Annotated in this window: 16 protein-coding genes; 15 read left to right on the top strand and 1 reads right to left on the bottom strand. The window is 43.1% G+C overall.

Annotated features, from left to right (window positions below):
* Positions 1 to 189 precede the first annotated feature (189 nt).
* From preA to pap, 14 genes are all read left to right on the top strand, one after another.
* Positions 190 to 1,707, top strand: a complete 1,518-nt coding sequence (preA, locus tag BXO88_RS14290) for an NAD-dependent dihydropyrimidine dehydrogenase subunit PreA (protein WP_078038405.1) — start codon at positions 190 to 192, stop codon at positions 1,705 to 1,707.
* 45 nt (positions 1,708 to 1,752) lie between these two features.
* Positions 1,753 to 2,346 (top strand): GTP pyrophosphokinase, encoded by a 594-nt coding sequence (locus BXO88_RS14285; protein ID WP_078038403.1) that lies wholly within the window; start codon positions 1,753 to 1,755, stop codon positions 2,344 to 2,346.
* 140 nt (positions 2,347 to 2,486) lie between these two features.
* On the top strand, positions 2,487 to 3,152 hold the full coding sequence (locus BXO88_RS14280; RefSeq protein ID WP_078038402.1) for a response regulator transcription factor: 666 nt from the start codon (positions 2,487 to 2,489) through the stop codon (positions 3,150 to 3,152).
* Positions 3,153 to 3,285: 133 nt separating this feature from the next.
* Complete coding sequence (locus BXO88_RS14275; protein ID WP_078038401.1) at positions 3,286 to 4,593, top strand: sensor histidine kinase; 1,308 nt, start codon at positions 3,286 to 3,288, stop codon at positions 4,591 to 4,593.
* 275 nt (positions 4,594 to 4,868) lie between these two features.
* Positions 4,869 to 5,594: a DUF554 domain-containing protein gene (locus BXO88_RS14270; protein ID WP_078038400.1), complete on the top strand. Its 726-nt coding sequence runs from the start codon at positions 4,869 to 4,871 to the stop codon at positions 5,592 to 5,594.
* A 513-nt stretch (positions 5,595 to 6,107) separates the two neighbouring features.
* The gene (locus tag BXO88_RS14265) at positions 6,108 to 6,878 is read left to right on the top strand and encodes an FUSC family protein (protein ID WP_168171728.1); all 771 of its coding nucleotides are present in this window, start codon (positions 6,108 to 6,110) and stop codon (positions 6,876 to 6,878) included.
* A 279-nt stretch (positions 6,879 to 7,157) separates the two neighbouring features.
* Entirely contained in the window at positions 7,158 to 9,311 is a 2,154-nt protein-coding gene (locus tag BXO88_RS14260; protein ID WP_078038398.1) for a clostripain-related cysteine peptidase, read from the top strand.
* Between the two features lie 312 nt (positions 9,312 to 9,623).
* Positions 9,624 to 10,529: a 1-phosphofructokinase gene (pfkB, locus tag BXO88_RS14255; protein ID WP_078038397.1), complete on the top strand. Its 906-nt coding sequence runs from the start codon at positions 9,624 to 9,626 to the stop codon at positions 10,527 to 10,529.
* Positions 10,530 to 10,648: 119 nt separating this feature from the next.
* Complete coding sequence (locus tag BXO88_RS14250; RefSeq protein WP_078038396.1) at positions 10,649 to 12,541, top strand: PTS fructose transporter subunit IIABC; 1,893 nt, start codon at positions 10,649 to 10,651, stop codon at positions 12,539 to 12,541.
* Between the two features lie 9 nt (positions 12,542 to 12,550).
* A complete protein-coding gene (locus tag BXO88_RS14245) occupies positions 12,551 to 13,306 on the top strand; it encodes a DeoR/GlpR family DNA-binding transcription regulator (protein WP_078038395.1) in 756 nt (251 codons plus the stop codon).
* Positions 13,307 to 13,536: 230 nt separating this feature from the next.
* On the top strand, positions 13,537 to 14,508 hold the full coding sequence (locus tag BXO88_RS14240; RefSeq protein ID WP_139355607.1) for a hypothetical protein: 972 nt from the start codon (positions 13,537 to 13,539) through the stop codon (positions 14,506 to 14,508).
* 141 nt (positions 14,509 to 14,649) lie between these two features.
* Positions 14,650 to 15,594 (top strand): alpha/beta fold hydrolase, encoded by a 945-nt coding sequence (locus BXO88_RS14235; RefSeq protein ID WP_078038393.1) that lies wholly within the window; start codon positions 14,650 to 14,652, stop codon positions 15,592 to 15,594.
* Positions 15,595 to 15,933: 339 nt separating this feature from the next.
* Positions 15,934 to 16,977: a threonine aldolase family protein gene (locus BXO88_RS14230; RefSeq protein WP_078038392.1), complete on the top strand. Its 1,044-nt coding sequence runs from the start codon at positions 15,934 to 15,936 to the stop codon at positions 16,975 to 16,977.
* Between the two features lie 515 nt (positions 16,978 to 17,492).
* Positions 17,493 to 18,971 carry a polyphosphate:AMP phosphotransferase gene (pap, locus tag BXO88_RS14225; protein WP_078038391.1) on the top strand — a complete coding sequence of 493 codons (1,479 nt, stop codon included), beginning with the start codon at positions 17,493 to 17,495 and terminating at the stop codon, positions 18,969 to 18,971.
* Between the two features lie 172 nt (positions 18,972 to 19,143).
* Here the strand turns inward: pap and BXO88_RS14220 are convergent, their stop codons facing one another.
* Positions 19,144 to 19,533 (bottom strand): DUF1622 domain-containing protein, encoded by a 390-nt coding sequence (locus BXO88_RS14220; RefSeq protein ID WP_078038390.1) that lies wholly within the window; start codon positions 19,531 to 19,533, stop codon positions 19,144 to 19,146.
* Between the two features lie 492 nt (positions 19,534 to 20,025).
* Here BXO88_RS14220 and BXO88_RS14215 point away from each other — a divergent pair, with 492 nt between their 5' ends.
* On the top strand, positions 20,026 to 21,789 hold the full coding sequence (locus BXO88_RS14215) for a DEAD/DEAH box helicase (RefSeq protein WP_078038389.1): 1,764 nt from the start codon (positions 20,026 to 20,028) through the stop codon (positions 21,787 to 21,789).
* The last annotated feature ends 188 nt before the right edge of the window (positions 21,790 to 21,977 follow it).

Here is a 21,977-nt window from a genome sequence, read left to right as displayed (position 1 = left end):
TGCCGAACGGCACGTACGGTGGTGTGAGAGGGGGATTATATTCCCCCTACTCGATCTCTAAACATACTGTTTCAGCTGTCATTTTCAGGTCAACTCTTATTAATTTAAAAGATCGTATCGTATTAATATATAGAAATGTATGATATGGGTTTTGCCGCCATGATATCAGCGGCAGAATGGAGTATATGTATGGTTATTAAAGATTCGATCACGCGTTTAGAAATGATATCATGTGTATTATGTAAGGATGCACCATGCAGTCAGGCATGTACTGATATGGATCCCGCAGAGGCACTTTTTGGAATATGGATGGATAATGCAGATGTTGCAGCATTGAGATTACCGGAAGGAAATCCCTGCGTAAATTGTGATGCGCCTTGCGAAACAGCATGTATCAGTTCAAATAAGGTAAGCATTAAGAGACTTATGACCAGGCTTAGTGATGTGATACGACCGGAAGCAGAGATACCGCTGCCGGGAACAGAGGACCGTCTGAAATGCGATATATGCGGAATACCTGTTGAGAATCCGTTTCTGTTATCATCATCGGTTGTGGCTTCAACATATGACATGTGTGCCAGAGCATTTGAAGCCGGATGGGCGGGAGTTTGTTTCAAGACTATCTGTAATTTTGATATACATGAAGCCTCACCACGGTTTTCTGCCATAATGGGTGATAACGGGAGCATGATTGGATTCAAAAACATCGAACAGCTTTCTGATCATAGCGTGGTTGAGAATATGAAGATATTCAGGGAGCTGAAAGCGAATTATCCCACAAAGTTTATTTTGGCATCCATAATGGGACGGAATGAAGAAGAGTGGGCGATGCTGGCAGAGGAGTGTGAAAAGAACGGAGCGGATGCAATAGAGCTGAATTTCTCATGTCCTAATATGGAGGAGGAAGGTTTGGGATCAGATATAGGACAGATTCCGGCGCTGGTTGAGAAATATACCAGGGCTGCCAAGAGCCGCACAACTATACCCGTTTTAGCAAAGCTGACGCCAAATGTAGATAACATGAGTCCGGCAGCGGAAGCGGCATTAAGAGGCGGTGCGGACGGGCTGGCAGCGATAAATACGATCAAAAGCATCACAGGAGTGAATCTTTTCACACGGGTCTCATATCCTTCTGTTAAGGGGCATTCTGCAGTAGGAGGCTACAGTGGGAAAGCAGTAAAGCCTATAGCCCTGAGGTTTATTACCGAGCTTTCGAAAAATCCTGAATTAAAGGGAATGCATGTAAGTGGAATGGGCGGCATTGAGACATGGAGAGATGCAGTGGAGTTTCTGCTGTTGGGAGCGGATTCCATACAGGTGACAACTGCTGTAATGCAATATGGATATCGGATCATCAGTGAACTGAAGGCAGGACTTAATTATTACCTTGCACAAACGGGAATGGATTCTGTAAAGGACATAATAGGAACCGGACTTGATTCAGTGAGTGAGAGCACTCAGATTCTTGACAGAAAAACAGTTTTGTATCCGCGATTTGAACCGGATAAATGCATCGGCTGCGGAAGATGTGTTATTTCCTGCAATGACGGAGGGCATCAGGCCATCAAATTTGAAGAAAGAAAACCAAGGCTTGATGGAAACCGCTGCGTTGGATGTCATCTATGTATACTTATCTGCCCGCAGAAAGCTATCGTACCGGGAAACAAGAGAGTAAAAAACAGAAACATTGGCGATTTCAAAGAATAGACATAATTATGATATATAATGTGAAAATAAAAATTTGGGGGTGAAATGGATAGTATATATGGTGAGCATTTGCCTGAGCTTGAAAAGGCGATGCAGTATCTGGTGGATGAAATAAATATTGTACGTGAACGGATGAAGCAGGATGATGGTATGGATCCTGTGGAACATCTTATTTATCGAATAAAGTCCGATGAGAGCATGAGGGAAAAATGCAATCGAAAGGGACTGCCTGAAACGGAGGAATCTGCGCTTCAGATAATTCACGATGCTGTGGGAGTGAGAGTTGTCTGTGCGTTTATAAAGGATGTATATGCTATCAGAGATCATCTGGTGAATCTGGAGCATTGTGAGGTGGTTGAAGAAAAGGACTATATAAAGCACGCAAAGCCTAATGGATACAGAAGCTATCATCTTATCCTGAAAATTGGAGGTGTGGTCTATGCTGAGATACAGCTTAGAACCATATCGCAGGATACATGGGCAGCGTTGGAGCATCATATTCATTATAAGAAGATAAAGACAAAGAATGATGATCTGATAATTGCCGAACTGAAACGATGCGCTGATGAGCTGGCGTCTACCGATCTTTCGATGCAGACCATAAAAGACATGATGATGGGGAGTTTGAAGGAGACATAAGTCATACGACAGGTTTTAAGAAAACAGGATAAGTAATATCCGGGTGCGATAAAGTGCCTTATGTGTACTATGACAGTGTGAACAGTGAAAACTTCAGAGAAGAAATAGAACGTAGATTGAAGAATAATGGAGATAACAAATTGAGATTACTACTTGCAGAGGATACTTACGATCTGAACAGAGTTCTGACAATGGCACTTAAGCATGAGGGTTACGAAGTCGATTCCTGTCTGGATGGTGAAGAGGCGCTTGATTATGCCATAGAAAACAGCTATGACGGTATAGTCATGGATATCATGATGCCGAAGATGGACGGAATACAGGTATTGAAAAGTATACGTCAGAAAAATATTGTGACGCCGGTTCTGTTACTGACAGCAAAGTCTGATATTGATGACAGAGTGGAGGGGCTGGATGCAGGTGCCGATGATTATCTGACGAAGCCTTTTGCCATGAAGGAGCTTTTAGCCAGAGTCAGAGCCATGACCAGAAGGAAAAAGGACTACACAAGTGAGCAGATTTCATTTGGTGATCTGATACTGGATGGAGAGACATTTGAACTGAAATCAGTTAATTCCATACGGCTTTCTGTGAAGGAATTTGAACTGTTGCAGATGCTAATGCTTAATACTGAGCATTCGGTGAACATCGAATTTCTGCTCACTCATGTCTGGGAAAATGATAAGGATGCCACGTATCAGACTGTGTTGCTTTATATCGAGTATCTGAAAAGCAAGCTGGATGCGGTGTCATCAGAGGTTTTCATTGAGGAAAGCGAAGAAGGATACAGGCTGGTAAACAGGTAAATGAGTAACTTTGCTAGATGTTTTAGCTTCGGTACAACTTTGAATGACCATTCATGAGTATCGACTATATGTCGGAAGATAGAAAGATGCAGCAATAAAAAAATGTCAGCTTGGAAATAGAGGTAGGTTTTTGATGAATGAAGTCAGAATAAAAAAATTGAGATGGAAATTCGTGATGGTTTCATTCTGCTCGCTTTTTATCACAATGCTTATGATAGCGGGACTTCTGTCAGGAACGAATTATTATCTTGCAAGAAAAAATATCCGAAACACGCTGCAATATATAGTTAATAACGGGGGATATCTTCCGGGAGCTGAGACAAGTGCTGAAGGAGAAATAGAGAAACATTCAGACTACGATGTTATCAGATTTCTAAATGAGATTTTCAATGTAGAGACCTATGAAAATACATCTAATCCCGAGTTTTATTACACCACCAGATATTTTGCCATAATATATGATGAAAACCAGAGAATTTCGAAGGTGATAACTAATCATATCGCTGCCGTGACTCCTACCGAAGCGGAAATCTACGGGTTGAAGGCATTGGAAGAACCGGTCAGCTTCGGCAGATACGGAGATTATTATTATACAGTTGCAGAGCTTTCTACCGGAGGCATCATAGTTGTCTATCTGGACAGTTCGGATATGATTCTGGGCAGCTCCAGAATACTGTATCTCGCAATGAGTCTAATTCTCGTTGGGATCATAATTGCAGCCATAATCACAGGCTTTTTCTCAAAGTGGGCCATCGCATCGGAAGTGCGAAACATGGAGCTGCAGAAGAGATTCATTACAAATGCAAGTCATGAACTGAAAACTCCGCTTGCTGTTATCAGAGCAAATACAGAAATGATGGAAATGCTCGGAGGAGAGAGTGAGTGGACCACCTCAACCATGAGACAGGTGGACAGACTTAACGGTCTCATCAAGAATCTCGTCATGATAGCAAAAGCGGATGAGAATGAAAATTCTGTTGTAACTTCGGAATGTGACGTGACGAAATCTGTGAGAGAAACGGTTCAGACTTTTGCGGCGATTGCAGAAACTGATGAAAAAAAGCTGGTGGAGAAGATAAAGGAGGATGTAAAGCTGACAGCATCGGACGGATCATTACGGCAGCTCACCTCGCTTCTTGTGGATAATGCGATAAAATACTGTGATGATAAGGGGACTATAACAGTCTCACTTTCTCAAAAGGGAAAGGCAGTACAGCTGGTGGTAGCCAATGACTTCAAGGATGGAGCCAATATAGACTACAAGAGGTTTTTTGAAAGATTTTATCGTGAAGATAAGTCCCATAATACAGACAGAGGGGGCTATGGCATAGGACTTTCGATTGCAGAAAGTATAGTGAAGCAGTATAAGGGAAGCATTGGCGCCTATTGGAAGGATGGAGTCATTTCTTTTGTATGTTTTCTGAAACCCATGAACAAATAACTTTTGCTAATAAATTCATAACTATTTTTCATCAAAAAAGTGAGGGGAGCAGAGCTTTGCCCCATAGAAAATAATCAGATAGCATGTTATCATTGCAAGGTGCGTCACGCGTAAAGATTCTGTTTTATACGTGTACGCACCTTCTTTTTTGCAAACCCGGAGAATTCCGGTAAATACGGAGGAGAACCGTATGATGTTCAGACGTCATTGTCCTGTAATGTTTTAGCAGGAAAGTCAGATATAAAAGGAGAATTAATCTAAGGAGGATGTGTGTAATGCCTATAGGTGTAATAGTGAATGCATTAGCAGTTGTTATCGGTGGAATAGCAGGAAATGTGGTGGGATCCAGGCTTTCCGGGAGAATCATCGAGAGTATGAATACAGTTTTCGGTGCCTGTGCCATGGCCATGGGAATAAGTTCCATAGTTCTGATGAACAATATGCCGGCGGTCATGCTTTCGGTAATTCTGGGAACTTCCATTGGTCTTGCGATCCGTCTTGGGGAGAAGATCTCGGCGGGCGGACTTTTGATGGAAAAGGCCATCTCAAAATTCTTTAAGGGCAAGGGCGGAAATGATGAGGAATACAAGAAACAGCTTGTAACTGCCATCGTTCTTTTCTGCGCGAGCGGTACAGGAATATACGGAAGCATCGTTTCGGGAATGACAGGGGAGCACAGCATTCTTCTCGCAAAATCTATACTTGATATAGCGACTTCGCTTATATTTGCCTGTACACTGGGGCTGGTGACCAGCTTCATCGCCATCCCGCAGTTCATCATTTTCATGCTGCTGTTTGTGTTTGCCGGAGTGATCTACCCTTACTGCAGTCCTTCCATGATAAATGATTTCAAGGCCTGCGGAGGAATACTTCTTATAGCAACAGGCTTCAGAATGATAAGAGTCAAGGATTTTCCTGTTGCTGATATGATACCTGCGATGGTACTTGCCATGCCTATAAGCCATATATGGACTACATATATACTTCCTCTGGTTTCATGACAGAGGAAGTATTCCCGGATAAAAAATACCTGCGCGGTTTAGCCCGGCAGGTATTTTTGTTATGGCTAAGAGCCAAAGGCCCATCATTGTGCCTGCACGAAATGATGGATCCAGACGACAACTGATAATCTGGCAGCTTTGCTGTGAGATGTCAGCGTCTAGCCAAATCAAAAAGGGACGATAAATCGCCCCTTTTTGATTGAACACTAAGTTTTGTTGAGTCTATTATTTCAGGAGATTTCCATAGATACACGCTTATGGTCAGGAGGACGTGTACTACGGAGTACGTTTCAATTAGTCTTAACTAACTGATGTATACAATATAAACTATAATCTCCTATGTGTCAAGTGGAGATTTAAAAAAATTCTAGTATTTTAGTAGGAAATGAAAATTGTACCTATTTAAAAACTTTCAATTAAATACTTTTGAAAGTACTTGAAAAAAAACAGAAACTGACTAAAATCTTTATAGATTTATTAAGACGTGAGCGTGAGGAAATGGAGACTACGTCTATGAAGGACGCATCAACCCTTGGAGAATCATCCAAAATAGAAAAAGAAGCTGTAACCATGGAAGGTGAAGCTGAGAAAAAAGTGGAGACAGAACGGGTTTCTGAAGTAAAGACTGAAAAGAAATACAGCTTTCTGAGACCTAAGTTCGGCAACAGAATAGTACGTACAGTAATTGCCTGTCTCGTGACTGCGATCATATACAGATATTTTCTGAGTGATCGTAATCCCTGCTTCGCACTTATAGGTGCGGTATACGGTACCGGAAGCCAGTTTCAGGAAGGTTTTCATAACGGATTTAACAGATTTGTAGGTACCTTTATCGGAGGTCTGGTAGTTATCCCTTCATACTGGCTGTATCTGTATGATCCTCTCGGTGTTCCGAAGGAACTTTATCTCTGTCTGGGACTTTTCTTCGTAATGTATATCAATTTTATACTCGGTGCGAACAATGCCATCCAGCCGGGTACAGTGGTATATTTCGTAGTATTGTTCACTCAGCCTGAGGCAGGATATGTATCATACACTATCGCCAGGATCATTGACACAGGAGTGGGTGTTCTTATCAGTCTCGCACTCACCATGATGCGTCCTACTATGATAGACAGAGAAAAGGGCGTTGAATTGCTGACATTTTTTGAAGCACTGACCGAAAGCTTCAAGGCATGGTGTTATGCAAACAAGTCCGGTTCATTGCCGCAGCTTGATGAAAAGGGCAGAGCAGCCAAGAGAGAGGAACGAAAGGCCAAGTACATTCAGAGACATACATATTAAGAGTTATGATCAGAGGATTTTATATCCTCTGATTTTTTTATCCGGGATTTGAAAATCGGATTATAGAAAACATTTTAATAGATACAGTGATTGAAGAAAAAATATTCCGATAGTGTAAAATCACTTAATATCTGCTTCTGTTTCTGCCGATAGGCTTAGTATCGGACGTAAACGAAAGAGGGATACTGGCTGTATAAATATAAATGTCCATATTCACTCCTTATTAGTTTTGTCCATTAGGTCGGGAAAATCTTGATATTTCACAGGAAAGGAGCGTAAATGAAAAAATTTCCAAAAGTCTTATGTCTCATTCTTATACTGTGTGTCATAAGCAGTATCTCACTGTTTTTTGCGTATGCAAATAATGAGAAAAAGAAAGAAACGACACAGACGGAAGAAACAAAGGCGGAAGTTGCAGAAGGAACAGAAGTGAAGAAGCCGAAAGTCTCTGCTGAGAAAAAGGCATCGCCTAATGAACTGCCCAAGGTGCCGGCTGAGTGGGACGTAATGATCTATCTCTGTGGAACTGATCTGGAGTCTGATGGCGGAATGGCCTCCAACAATCTCGAAATGATCAAAAAAACCATTCCGGACGATAGAGTCAATGTTCTGATCCAGACAGGCGGTACAAAGAAATGGGACACAAAGGAACGCATCGGAATAGACATCGCCACAGACAAAATACAGCGCTGGAGCTATGGTGAAGATGGGTTCATACTTGAAGACGAACTGGAAAATGCCTCCATGGCCAAGTACACCACATTGTCTGACTTTATCATCTGGAGTAATGAGAATTTCCCTGCCAGAAAGCATCTTCTCATCATCTGGGATCATGGTGGAGGAAGCTCGAAAGGTCTGATAGTTGATGAATTACATGACAATGCGATAATGGGGCTGGAAGGACTTGAAAGAGCATTAAAGGATTCAGGCGTTCATTTTGATCTATTCATGACGGATGCCTGCCTTATGGCTTCACTTGAGACGGCGCAGGCAATTCAGCCTTATGCAGATTATCTGATCGCATCAGAAGAAGTGCTTCCGGGACTCGGCAGCAACTATGCAGAGTGGCTCCAGTCGCTCTATGAAGAACCGGAGTGCGGAGCTGCGCGTCTCGGTTCCAACATCTGTAATGCGACTCAGATCATGTACGCAGAAATGGCGGATGATGGTAGTCTGAAAGGTCTTACATTCTCTACCATAAATCTGAGTAAGATAGCTCCTGTAGCAGAAGCTTTTGAGGCTTACATGGAAGAAGCTATCGCGCTGATCCCTGACCCCATCGCTTTCGGAAAATATCTTAACGCGGTAAGTAAAACCGACAGATATCAGGAGCATGATATGTGGGATCTTTATGATCTGGCACGAAGAGGCAGAAACGGCGGCATATCAAAGGAAACAGTGCTTAAGCTGGAGAATGCAGTTGATGAAGCGGTAGTCACCTCTGTACGTGGTTCCTATCACCCATATTCTCATGGTTTATCTGCATTTATTACCTACAACGGAACTACAGAAAAGCTGGATCGTTTTGCCAGAACCTGTAAGAATCCATGGCAGCTTGCTTTCCTGGATGCAGTAAGTCTGAAATGGGATGCTCCGGAATGGGCTTGTGAAGTTGCCGGAGAGATACCGCAGCTTATGCCGGAATTATATACTGTAAAATTTGAAACTGAAAATTCCGAAGATAACAGCCAGCAGTACATTCATATTTATTCCGGCGTTGAAAGCGGCGGATCCATATGTTACGAGATCCAGAAGTTTGATGAAAAATATCAGGAGTGGCATGATCTCGGACAATGCGAAGATCTGAAGCTTTTGGATTATAGCGACAACACTCTTACATATTCTGCTGATTTCACAGGTAAATGGCCGGCTATAGGTGACAGGTTCCTTCATGTGACCACCAAGGATATTCAGGGGAATACGGTTCTCATGCAGGCATCCGTAAGGCTCCCTGAGATCAATACTGAAAAGATAATGAAGCTCAGGATCCTGGCAGATTATCCTGAAGGTCTGTCAAATCAGATCCAGGAGGAAACTGAAGCCGGAACAGAGGGAGAACATATAGTACAGTATCAGCTGGCAGGACTTTGGGATGGTTATGACTCTTCAACCGGTCTTTCAGACAGAAATACTTATTCCATGACTGATCTTTCAGGTTTGCAAATGGAAATATGTACTCCTGTATACAGTAATTATCTGAAGAAGATAGGTGACATGAGATATGCCGATCCGATGACGGTAGATCTGAGCCTTGATGTTAAGGATACGACACTTCCTGCAGGAAAGTACAGAATGCGCTACTCCATGTCTGACATGCTGGACAGAACCTACACGACCGAATTTGTAAACTTCACATGGGACGGAAGAAAGGCAGTGTTTGAAGCTCCTGTCGAAACAGAGGAAGAGAACAACACGAAATCAGTTGCGTGGTAAAGGGAGAGGATGAAATCGGAAGAGTAATGCTTTATTAAAGTTAAAGGACGGGTTATCCCGTCCTTTTTTATGTCGAAATAGGTATCTGTACAGAGAAAATGTATAAGCATTAATTTGTTGTGAATTTTGATTTAATTTGGGCGTATATGACTGTTATTTAATTATCGTATATGCAATCGAGTGCAAATGAATGTATTAATCGGAATGCATGCAAGCACTTTGCACAAATATATGTGTAAATATTGTGAACAAAAACGATTGATTATGACCGAGTGTGAACGTATTATGTTGATAGAGATAAGGAGGTCGGCAATGATCTATACAGTAACTTTCAATCCTTCCCTTGATTATATCGTTTCCATGAAGTCTTTTGACATGGGTATGACCAATCGAACCACTCAGGAACAGATGCTTCCGGGTGGCAAGGGAATCAATGTTTCCACAGTTTTGACTAATCTCGGACATGAAAATACGGCACTTGGTTTTGTGGCAGGATTTACGGGAGATGAGATCATCAGAAGGCTTGAGGAAATGAAGCTCAGAAATGATTTCATCAGAATAGACAACGGCTTCTCCAGAATAAATGTAAAACTGAAGGATTATGATGGAACTGAAATAAACGGCATGGGACCGGTCATAGATGAAGCTTCACAGAAGAAGCTGATGGACCAGCTTCAGTCCATGAAGGAAGGTGACACACTGGTGCTGGCGGGAAGCATTCCCGAAAGCATGCCTTCTACCATTTACCACGACATAATGGAAAGACTTCAGGGCAGAGGTATCCGCTTCGTTGTAGATGCCACCAGAAATCTGCTTATGAACGTGCTTCCGTTCCATCCGTTCCTGATCAAGCCTAACAATCATGAGATTGGAGAGATCTTCGGGGTAGAGCTGAAGACAAGAGAATCAGTGGTGCCTTATGCAAAGAAGCTTCAGGAGCAGGGCGCTATAAATGTACTTGTTTCCATGGCCGGAGAGGGCGCGGTCCTTCTGGATGAAAACGGTGAAGTCCACATGCACGAAGCAGCAAAGGGTAAGCTTGTTAATGCAGTAGGTGCGGGAGACTCCATGGTGGCAGGCTTCATCGCCGGCTACGAAGAAAAAAAGGATTACGAGCACGCCTTCAGAATGGGTATTTCTGCAGGAAGTGCGAGCGCTTTTTCAGAGCTTCTGGCAACCAAGGAAGAAGTGATGAAGGTGTATAACGAGCTGGGATAAATCAACAGTTTTACGATGTTTTATATCACTGCTGCCGAAACACAGATTGAAATTAGAATTAAGTTCGGCATGAGTGAAAATGAATGGCTTTAAATTATTTTTTATTAAAGGGGAAAACTATGAGGATTACAGATTTACTTGACAAGCGCAGCATTAATCTTAAAGCTGCACCGGGAAGCAAACAGGAGACCATCGAGCAGGCAGTTGAGCTTATGGTGAAGAGCGGAAACATCGCGGATGTAGAAGCATACAAAAAGAAGGTATTTGCAAGAGAAGAAGAGTCTACTACCGGAATCGGTGACGGACTTGCCATCCCACACGGAAAGGGAGAATCAGTTAAGTCTGCAGGTCTTGCAGCCATGGTCATTCCTGATGGAGTTGATTATGAAGCATTGGACGACGAGCCTGTACATCTTTTGTTCCTTATCGCGGCACCTGAGACAAAGGACAATGTTCACCTGACTGTCCTGTCAAAGCTCTCCAGACTTCTTATGGATGAGGATTTCGTTATGGCTCTTAGAAATGCCAAGGACGAGGACGAGTTCCTGAAGATCATAGACGAAGCAGACGCAAAGGATGCAGCAAAGGAAGAGGGCACAGCGGCTGCCGCTCAGAAGAAGATCCTTGCAGTTACATCATGTCCCACAGGTATCGCTCACACATTTATGGCAGCGGAGGGGATCGAGAAGGCTGCGAAGGCAGCAGGCTGCTTCATAAAGGTTGAGACCAGAGGTTCAGCAGGTGCTGACAATGTTCTCACCGAGCAGGAAATCGCTGAAGCTGACTGTATCATCGTTGCAGCAGATGCTCAGGTCCCGATGGATCGTTTCGATGGAAAGAAGCTCATCGAGGTTCCTGTTTCAGACGGAATCAGCAAGGCACCACAGCTCATCGAAAGAGCTATAAATGGAGATGCTCCTGTTTACAAGGCACAGGGTCAGGTGAGAAAAGAAGCAGTTACAAGCAGTGGAAATGCAGGGCATAAGATCTATGTTCACTTAATGAACGGAGTTTCACATATGCTTCCTTTCGTAGTAGGCGGTGGTATCCTTATCGCACTTGCATTCCTTATCGATGGTCTGTCCATCGACCTCAATGCTCTTGAAGAGGCTGAAAGATCAAACTTCGGTTCTATAACACCTCTCGCTGCAACACTTAAGGGTATCGGAGGCGTTGCCTTTGGATTTATGCTCCCTGTTCTTGCAGGTTACATAGCAGAGAGTATCGCTGACCGTCCGGGTCTTGCGGTAGGTTTCGTAGGCGGTATGATCGCAGCAAACGGAAAGTCAGGCTTCCTCGGAGCACTTCTTGCAGGTTTCATCGCAGGATATGTTATGAACTACTTAAAGAAGATGTGCGTATCTCTTCCTAAGTCACTTGAGAAGATCGCACCTGTTCTTATCTATCCGCTGTTCGGTATCCTGATCATCGGTCTCGCAATGAACTTTATCGTTGAGCCTCCTATCGGTATGCTCAATACTGCTCTTAATGATGGACTCGCAGGAATGTCAGGTACATCAAAGGTACTTCTCGGAATCATCGTAGCAGGTATGATGTCCATCGATATGGGCGGTCCATTCAACAAGGCGGCTTATGTATTTGGTGTTGCGTCCATCGCAGCAGGTAACTATGACATTATGGCAGCAGTTATGATCGGTGGTATGGTTCCTCCATGTGCTATCGCTCTTGCAACTATTCTTTTCAAGAACAAGTTCACCAAGGAAGAGCGTGAGAGCGGTCCTGTAAACTTCATCATGGGTCTCGCATTCATTACAGAGGGTGCTATTCCATATGCTGCTTCAGATCCTATCCACGTACTGCCATCATGTATCGCAGGTTCAGCTCTTGCCGGAGCACTTTCTGTTTCATTCGGATGTACACTTATGGCACCTCATGGCGGAATCTTTGTATTCCCTGTTGTAGGAAATGCAATTCTCTATCTTGCATCTCTCGTTGCAGGAACTGTTGTCGGAGCATTTTTACTTGGAGTTCTTAAGAAGAAAGTGGTATAATTTTGGCTTATGTTAGCTAAAAAAAGACAAACGGAAATCCTGGAATTGTTGCAGCAGAAAGGCAGCGTCACCTTACAGGAACTGATGGAGGCATTTGACGCTTCCGAATCCACCATCAGGAGGGACCTTACGGTTCTCGACCAAAAAGGAGCCCTGACAAAAGTTTTCGGCGGTGCTGTAAGCAATGATTTCAGTGTAAATGTTAAAGAAGAAGAGTTTTCGGATAAGTCCGGTCACGCTGTTGAGCAGAAGCATCAGGTTGGACAATACGCAGCATCCCTGGTAGGACCTGATGACTTCGTATATCTGGATGCGGGTACCACGACTGAAGCCATGATCCCGTATCTTACGAAGGAAGCAATGGGATATGTGACCAATGCTGTCGGACATGCGCTTATGCTGGCCCGCAGAGGATGCCGTGTGATTCTTGTTGGCGGTGAACTCAAAAATTCTACTGAGGCTCTGGTAGGAAATGAGACCATAGTTTCCATACAGAAGTATAATTTCACCAAGTGTTTCATGGGTACCAACGGAGTGGAGCTTATAGCGGGTTGTACGACTCCTGAGCTTAACGAGGCGCTGGTGAAGCAGGAAGCCATGAGACATTCCAAGAACTGCTATGTCCTCTGTGATGCAAGCAAGTTCCAGAAGATATATCCTATACGATTCGCCAATTTCCATGATGTGATACTGATCACAGATGGGCAGTTGGATGTCCGTTATAAGGGTCGTGACAATGTTATCGTGATAGACTCAGTGAAGTAACGGTATACTTCATCGCGATACAGATATAAAAAGATCATAGAAACAATAAGCGCTCTCCTGCCGGAGGTTTATCTTTGGCAGGGGAGCGCTTTTTTGTGAAGAAATATTATTTACAGTGGGGGCATGGAACCGGAATGTTTCATGCCTTTATCTTTGCGCTGAATTCTGACGATATATATAGTAGCGATAAGTCGGAATTTACTGTGTATTCATGCAAGGAGGATATAGCAATGAAAAGATCAGTGAAAAGAGCAAGGGGGATCCTGCTTACCATGATGCTTGTTGTTGTCATGGGGGCAGAAGCATTGGCAGGAGTAAAGAATCCGTGGGTCAAGAGTAATATGAATGCAACAGGTTCCGTGGGAGATCCACAGATAGAAGAGCAGGTGATATATTCGGAAAATGGTGTTGAAATTACGGCAGTCAGTATCCTGGTTGAAGATGGTACGGGCAATGTTGCACTGTGGTTGAAATTGAAGAACGAAACGGACGATAAGCTGCAGATAATAGGAAAAACCATGTACATAAATGATATCTATGTTGACTCATCTATCTATATCGGAGCAGAAGCCGGAGAAACCGAATACCATGTGTCTCTCGTCACGGGAGAGGAACTGGAGAAAAAGAAGATAGATAAGATCGAAAAAATGGATTTCGACCTGGAGGGACTAAACAGTAAATATAAAACCGTGTTTGAGACAGATCTTCTGCATCTTGATGTTGGGACTGTGTCAAAGAGTGCGAAGTCTGAGAATAAAAAGGAGAGTAAGAGCGGCAAGTCTGAAAAATCCGATGCTAAATCCGGTAAGAAGGATAAAACTGATAAGACAGGAAAATCAGGTTCTAAAACTTCTAAAGGAAGTAAAGCTAAGGATGATCATTCTGAGGTAGACGGAGAAGAAAAGTTCTGGTTCTATGGTTACAATATAGGCGGTAAATATTATCCTGAGGATGAAAATAAGGATATGCTTAAGTGGTATGTGACTCTTAAGGATGACGGAAACGGATACCTGTATTGGGGAGACGATAACAAGGGTGACATAGAGTACTGGAAAGGCTCCGGGGATGATTTTTCCATGCAGGCCGGAATATCGGATTTCACCGATGGCTGCTCTTTGAAAGACGGAATACTGAAGCTTGATATCGACGGTATCGTTATCGTGTTCATTACAGATGATGTGAATAAGAAGAAACTGAAGTAAGACAACATGACTTAAAATTTGCTTCTTTAATGATAATATTTACGAAATGATTTATAATGTTTCTATACGAATCGATCGTGGAACAGTGATAATTCAGAATCATAAGCATTATCACAAAAAATTGAATACGGAGGCGAATCTATGTTACATGAAATTACTTTTCCATCCTTTAATGAACGTGACACTGTATACGGATGGATCTATGTACCTGCTGCAAAGCCGATAGGAATCGTACAGCTGATTCATGGCTTCGGAGAACATTCCCGCAGATATCTTCATATGATAGCTGCTTTTGTTGAGGCAGGATACATCGTAAGTGCGGATGACCATGTGGGCCATGGAAAGACTGCGATAGAGAACGATACCTGGGGTGACTGGGGCGATAAAGGTTTCCATACCATGATGGAGGATGAGCATAAGCTTCATGACCTCACTGTTGAAAAGTATCCAAACCTTCCATATTTCCTTTATGGACACAGCATGGGATCCTTCATCGTAAGAGATTATATTTCCAAGTACGGTGAGGAACTTAGCGGCGTTACTATATGCGGTACCATGGGTATCTGGCCGGGGCTTAAGGATGCCAAGGATTATATCGAATCTCTTGTTAATGCCGGAAAGGGCAAAGAATCAGATCCTGAAGTTCCTCAAAAACTCATGGGATGGATGTATGGTCGCTGCAGCGAGGGCGTAACTCGTGGAAACGAATGGATATGCGATGATCCCGAGGTTCAGCGCGATCATGCAGAGGATCCGTTTGATGCATTTACAAAGGCATGTACCAATCAGTCATACCTGTATTTTACACAGATGATGGAGTACATCACCGGACCGGAATGGGCAGAAAAAGTACCTAAGGATCTTCCTGTTTATAATATAGCCGGAGATCAGGATCCGGTGGGTCAGTACGGTACAGGAGTTCTTCAGACAGCTAACTGGCTGATCGATGCCGGTCTCAAGGATGTATGGACCGAACTGTATCCGGGATATCGTCATGAGATCCATAACTATAGCGATATCAAAGATGAGGTAGAAGACGGAATCATAAATTTCATGGATGAAAATCTTCCTGAAGAAAGTTTTTGAAAAAAGTCTTTAAAGACATTTTCCGGGGCTGTATCACAACAGGATCATAGAACTTATAAGTACTAACATAGTTAAATTCATGCGTCATATTCTTTGGAATGTGGCGCTTTTTTACTGTCTCCTGTGGGTTATCTATATTCTTTTTTACGATAAGTATTCAATAATACAAATTCAGTCTGGAAACCAGCAATTAAAACAAGTCTTTCATGGTTATAGCATTATCAAAAAATATAATTCATTATTACTGTGGTACGAGTTACAATATGCTGCAAGGGCAAAGCTCCTAAATGCCTATTTACTGAATCGACATCATGACAGAAAACTAAACGAGGTGACAAAATGCTAAACTTTGCAAGTGATTACACAGAAGGCTGCCATCCTAAGGTACTTGAAGCTCTTACCAGATCAAACATGGAACAGCTGACGGGTTATGGTACTGATACCTACACGGAGAGTGCAAAAAACAGAATTCGGGATTTCATCGGATGTCCTGATGCTGATATATTCTTTTTGACCGGAGGCACTCAGACAAACCAGACTGTTATAGATACTACTCTCAGAATGTACGAAGGTGTGGTATCCGCACAGTCCGGTCATGTAAACTGCCATGAGGCAGGTGCCATAGAGTACACAGGACACAAGGTTATGGCATTACCCGCGCATGATGGAAGGATCGATGCCGAAGAGCTGGATCGCTTTGTAAAGAGCTTTTATGATGATTCGGATCATGATCATATGGTTTTTCCGGGTATGGTTTACATAAGCCACCCGACGGAATACGGAACTCTTTACAGCAAATCAGAGCTGACAGCCATATCCGGTGTCTGCCGGAAGTGGAAACTTCCTTTATTCCTTGATGGTGCAAGACTCGGTTATGGTTTAATGAGTAAAAGTACCGATGTAACAATAAAAGATATCGCAGAACTTACTGATGTTTTCTATATCGGCGGAACTAAAGTTGGTGCTCTCTGCGGAGAAGCCGTAGTATATCCAAAGGGCGATGCACCTAAGCAGATGGTCACCATGATCAAACAGCATGGAGCCTTGGTGGCAAAGGGACGTTTAAACGGTGTCCAGTTTGATGCGCTGTTTACTGACGGTCTTTACACAGAGATAGCAAAGAATGCCATAGACAGAGCCGAAGAACTTAAGAAGGTTTTTGCTGATAGAGGATACAGTTTTTTCATTAACTCCCCCACTAATCAGCAATTCATAGTTATGCCCAAAAAGACTCTTGAAGCCCTTGAAGAAAAGGGTGTGATTTACACAAACTGGGAGCCTTATGATGAGGAAAACATGGTGGTCAGATTTTGCACTTCATGGGCAACCACAAGAGAGCAGATCGAGGCATTGGCAGAAATAATGGATGCAAGGAACAGTTGAAAGGAGAAAGGCTATGTCCACACCGGAGATTCAAAGGACAAGGATTAAGCAGGAGCGGTACGCATTCTAGTTCATGATACCTGGGGCTTTGTTGAAGGGGAAGATATAAGCGATTTTAGGTTAAGTTGCCAATAAATGTTATATTACTTTTATTTTATATTTTTGTGACAGTATTGTGACATAGGTGATGTTATTCTCTAGTCATAAAACAAAAGCCCAATACTTACTATAATATTCTTACCAGATGAAAAGGATTGCGGAGCCCACACCCCTTCCATCCCCACCGCAACCTTTTTTTCTACCATAAAAGAAAAGGCCGATATCTTAACGTCTCGTCTAGTTAAGATATCGGTTCTTCTTTTTTGCCTATATTTAGTGCGGGTTATAAATGATATTTTCAAATTTTTAAAATACGAAAATAATTCTCCCCCTAGTTCTTATCATCATACAAAAGTCCGTCGAAGAAAATCTAAAGCATGCTCGTAATTATGATACAACAGAAGGGAGATCCCATAATGATTGAAACCTACAATTCAATTCCTAAACCGGAATCCGATGAAATAAAACAACGCCTTGAAGCTGCGCATCAGCGTCTGGCAGAACAGCAGCTTCTCATGAAAGATAACAAGCTTCCGGTATTTGTTCTTTTTGAAGGCTGGGGGGCTGCCGGAAAGGGAACCGTTCTTGGGAGGGTTATCAAAGATCTCGATCCCAGATTTTTTACTGCAGTTTCTATTCATGATCCTTCACCTGCAGAGAAACGGAAGCCTTTCTTAGCCAGATACTTTGCAGAGATACCGGAAGCCGGTCAATTTAAGTTTCTTGATGCCGGATGGATGACAGAGATCACAAAGGATGTACTGTTTGACAGGATCAACAAGCAGACCTACAAGAACCGTATAGGAAGTGTTTTGCGTTTTGAACGTTCACTTACTGATAACGGATATCTTGTGCTGAAATTTTTCTTCCATATAAGTAAAAAAGAACAAGCCAAGCGTCTTGAGACCCTCATGGAGAGCAAAGAGACAGCGTGGCAGGTAGATGATTACGATATATGGGAGAACGAGCACTACGATGAGTGCGGCAAGGTCTTCGATAAATTCATGGAAGATACAAACACTTCAACTGTTCCATGGAATGTGATAGATGCAAAATCCAGAAAATGGGCTGAGCTGCAGGTAATGGAGACATTGGTCGCAGGAATCGATGTTGCCTTGAAGAATCATAACCTCACTGTACCTCTGATTCAGAATATATTCCCTCTTAACCGCATGCCTAAACTCAAGGATGTGGATCTGAAGAAGACGATTTCCGAAGAAGATTACAAGGTACAGCTTAAGGAGCTTCAGGAAAAACTTGAGAATATTCATAATCAGGCATACCTGAAAGGCATCCCTATCATCATCGCTTATGAAGGCTGGGACGCTGCCGGAAAGGGCGGAAATATCAAACGAGTCACAGCTGCTCTCGATCCGAGAGGCTACGAGGTTCATCCTATCGCCAGTCCGAAGCCTTTCGAAAAGAGCCGCCATCATCTGTGGCGCTTCTGGACCAGACTTCCGAAAACGGGGCATTTTGCTATTTTTGATTGCACCTGGTACGGGCGTGTCATGGTCGAGCGTCTGGAGGGCTTCTGTTCTGAGAATGACTGGCAGAGAGCATATAATGAAATCAACGAGTTTGAAAAGGAACTCAGTGACTGGGGCGCTGTTATAGTCAAGTTCTGGGTGCACATAGATAAGGATACCCAGCTTGCCCGTTTCACCGACAGACAGAATACTCCTGAAAAGCAGTGGAAGATCACTGACGAGGACTGGAGAAACAGAGACAAATGGGATCTGTACGAGCAGGCGGTTGATGAAATGATAGCAAAGACCAGCACTACCTATGCTCCATGGCATATTCTTGAGTCCAATGACAAAAAATATGCCCGTATCAAAGCGCTTAAGATACTGATTGATGCGCTTGAAAAGGCATTGAAAGAAAAGAAATGATCATCCGGGCAGTATAAACTCTTATCCGTATATTCCGGAATGATTTATAAAAAACTGAAAACAAAAACAGTGAACACCTCTCACTGAAGTGTTCACTGTTTTTTTACGATCAAACTGATCCAAGCGGCTTTATGCCTATATCTGACAACATACAGATCAGCACTGTAACGAGTTACTTTTCATCATCGGATACTGTTGTTGCTTTTGGTGAAGCTGCTTTTTTTGCATGCTCCTGAAGCTCTTTCTTCTCGTTTTCGATCTCCCAATGGATAAGGAAGGTAAGTAATCCTCTCAGAAGAATGATGGCTCCAAGTATACCGAGCTCTCGCCATTCTCTGACAACTACTGTACGAAGAACCTCTCCGCCCATCTTGAATTCAAGAGCTAAAGCTATGCCCTGAGCCAGATCAAGCCTAATGTGCTGATCCTTGTGGATCCATCCGAAGAAACAACGGATAGCGCTCCAGACAAGAACTGTGATGCCCACCATCTCCAGCATGATGGTGCAGATCGAAACAACATATTCAAGCACCATCTCAAGATTTTCAATTAAAAGTCCCATATGCATCCCCTTTTTCGGCATTAAAATTATGTATTTATCATTATACAATTAATATCGTCCTATTACTATATGTATATTTTCATTGATGATAAAGACTATATTATCTCTATCATGGAATGAAAGACTACACAGATAACAGGTTGACGATCATTACCAGACATTTTTTCTGCTAAATAATTTTAAAAAAGTACTTATGTCGTAGATAATCCCGCCGATGAATATATCAAGCCAATAATACATTGTTTTTTTATCTCCTTACAGAATGCAGAGGGAGCTATCTCAGGATAGCTCCCTTTGCATTTGCGAAGTACAAAATGAAAACCAACTTGCAATATTATTTTAGGTGTGTTAAACTCCCACAGTCTTATCTATAAACAAATTACTTTACTGATCGGGCGTGCCCGGTCAGTTTTTCTGTATAAGCGATAAGGTTGTGAAACACAGGTCGTGAAGCATAACGCCGCTTATACTCATAATAAAAGGAAATATTAAATGACATTTAATGAATTAAATTTAAATCACCGTATCGTTGACGCTATCACAAAGGCAGGATACAAGGAGCCGTCACCCATTCAGGAGCAGGCAATCCCTCTCATGATGGAGGGAAAGGATATGATCGCCTGTGCTCAGACGGGAACAGGAAAGACAGCGGCCTTCGCACTGCCTGTTCTCAATATGCTCGATGATGAGTCCAGAGAACATCCGCGTGCCATCGTGCTTACTCCCACAAGAGAGCTTGCCATACAGATACTTGAGAATTTCAAAAAGTACAGCAGATATATGCGTCTCCGTACAGTGTGCTTCTACGGCGGAGCCAAGCAGGGACCACAGGTGAGAGCCTATGAGAGAGGCTGTGACATTCTGGTGGCAACACCGGGACGTCTTATTGATTATATGAATCAGGGTATCGTCAGTCTCAAGGATATAGAGGTCCTTATTCTGGATGAAGCTGACCGCATGCTCGATATGGGATTTATTCATGATATAAGAAGAGTTGTCAGTGAGGTTCCGGAGGACAGACAGACTGTAATGTTTTCTGCCACCATGCCTAAGGAGATCGAAGCTCTGGCAAGAGATATCCTTCAGGAGCCCGAGACCATCAAGATCGCATCTACCACAAGTCCTGCAGAAACAGTTGATCAGAAGATCTGTTTCATGGAAAAGGAAGACAAGAAGACAGTTCTCGGAGATTTCCTGAAGAAGGAAGGCGTAAAGAAGTCCATCGTATTTACCAGAACCAAGCATGGCGCAGACCATCTCGTTAGAGATCTCGGAAAGCTCGGTATCGTTTCCATGGCTATACACGGAAACAAGACACAGGGACAGCGTCAGAATGCTCTCGAAAGATTCCGTTCAGGTAACATCAAGGTCCTGGTTGCTACAGATGTGGCATCCAGAGGCATTGACATCCCAAAGATAAGCCATGTATTCAATTACGAGCTTCCTGAGGAGACTGAGTCATATATACACAGAATCGGTCGTGTGGGAAGAGCCGGACAGACAGGTGAGGCCATCACCCTTTGCAGTAAGGAGGAGATGGGACTTCTCTATGACATCGAGAAGATGATGCAGAAGGAGATTCCGGAGATCGAGACTGAGCAGTCTATCGTCATCGAGCGTGTAAAGCGCGGTGAGAGAAGAAGATTCGGAAAGCCAAAGACTGAAAAGGATGAGGCTGAGAGAAAGAACCGTTCTGAGAGGGCAGGCAGCCGCAAGGCCCGTGTCCGCAAGGAGGATAAGGATTCGCGCATCGCCATGGTCCGTGCCGAGAAGAAGGAAAGACTGGAGAGAAGAAAGCTCCGACTGGAGGGACTTTCCGTTGAGGAGGCTGTGGCAGCAGTAGCAAAGGCAAAGCTTGCAGCAGGCTCTTTAAATGAGGATAAGAACAGCGAAAAGGCTCGTGAGGATAGAAACAGATTTAAGTCTGAGAGAAAAAGAGACTCAAAGAAGAGTGACGTACGCTCAGAAAAGCCGAAGAAGACCGGATTTGAAAAGTTCTACAAGAAGAGCGCCGAGATCTTTGCAGAGGCAACTGCAAGCTTCGAAAAGAGAGAAAAGAAGTATAGAGAGATAAAGGAAGATAATAAGAAAAACCGGTCAGAAGAATCCTTTAAGAAGACAAAGGAGAGAAGCTCCTTCGGAAAGGCTGACAGCCGCAGAGAGATGAACCGCGGAAAGAAGCAGGAGAATACATTTAAAGCTAAGAAGCAGGACAATGCTTTCGCCGGTAAAAAGAAGGCCAAAAGAGCATCCTGACGATTTTGGAATAGTAGATATAACTACATTAAATATCAGACTCACTTGACATAATATTCCCTGAATACTATATTTAGGCAAAACATAAAAGACTTATGTAAATAGAGGTAGCGGTGTAAATGAGTACTCCACTGAGCCGGCGGGCTGAGAAGTGAAGGAAAGGTAATCACCGCCGAACGGAACATTGT

It is taken from the genome of Oribacterium sp. C9 (assembly GCF_002007235.1).
Taxonomy (GTDB): domain Bacteria; phylum Bacillota; class Clostridia; order Lachnospirales; family Lachnospiraceae; genus Oribacterium.
Note: the sequence above shows the minus strand (reverse complement) of the source record. Positions and strands in the feature narration are given on the sequence as shown.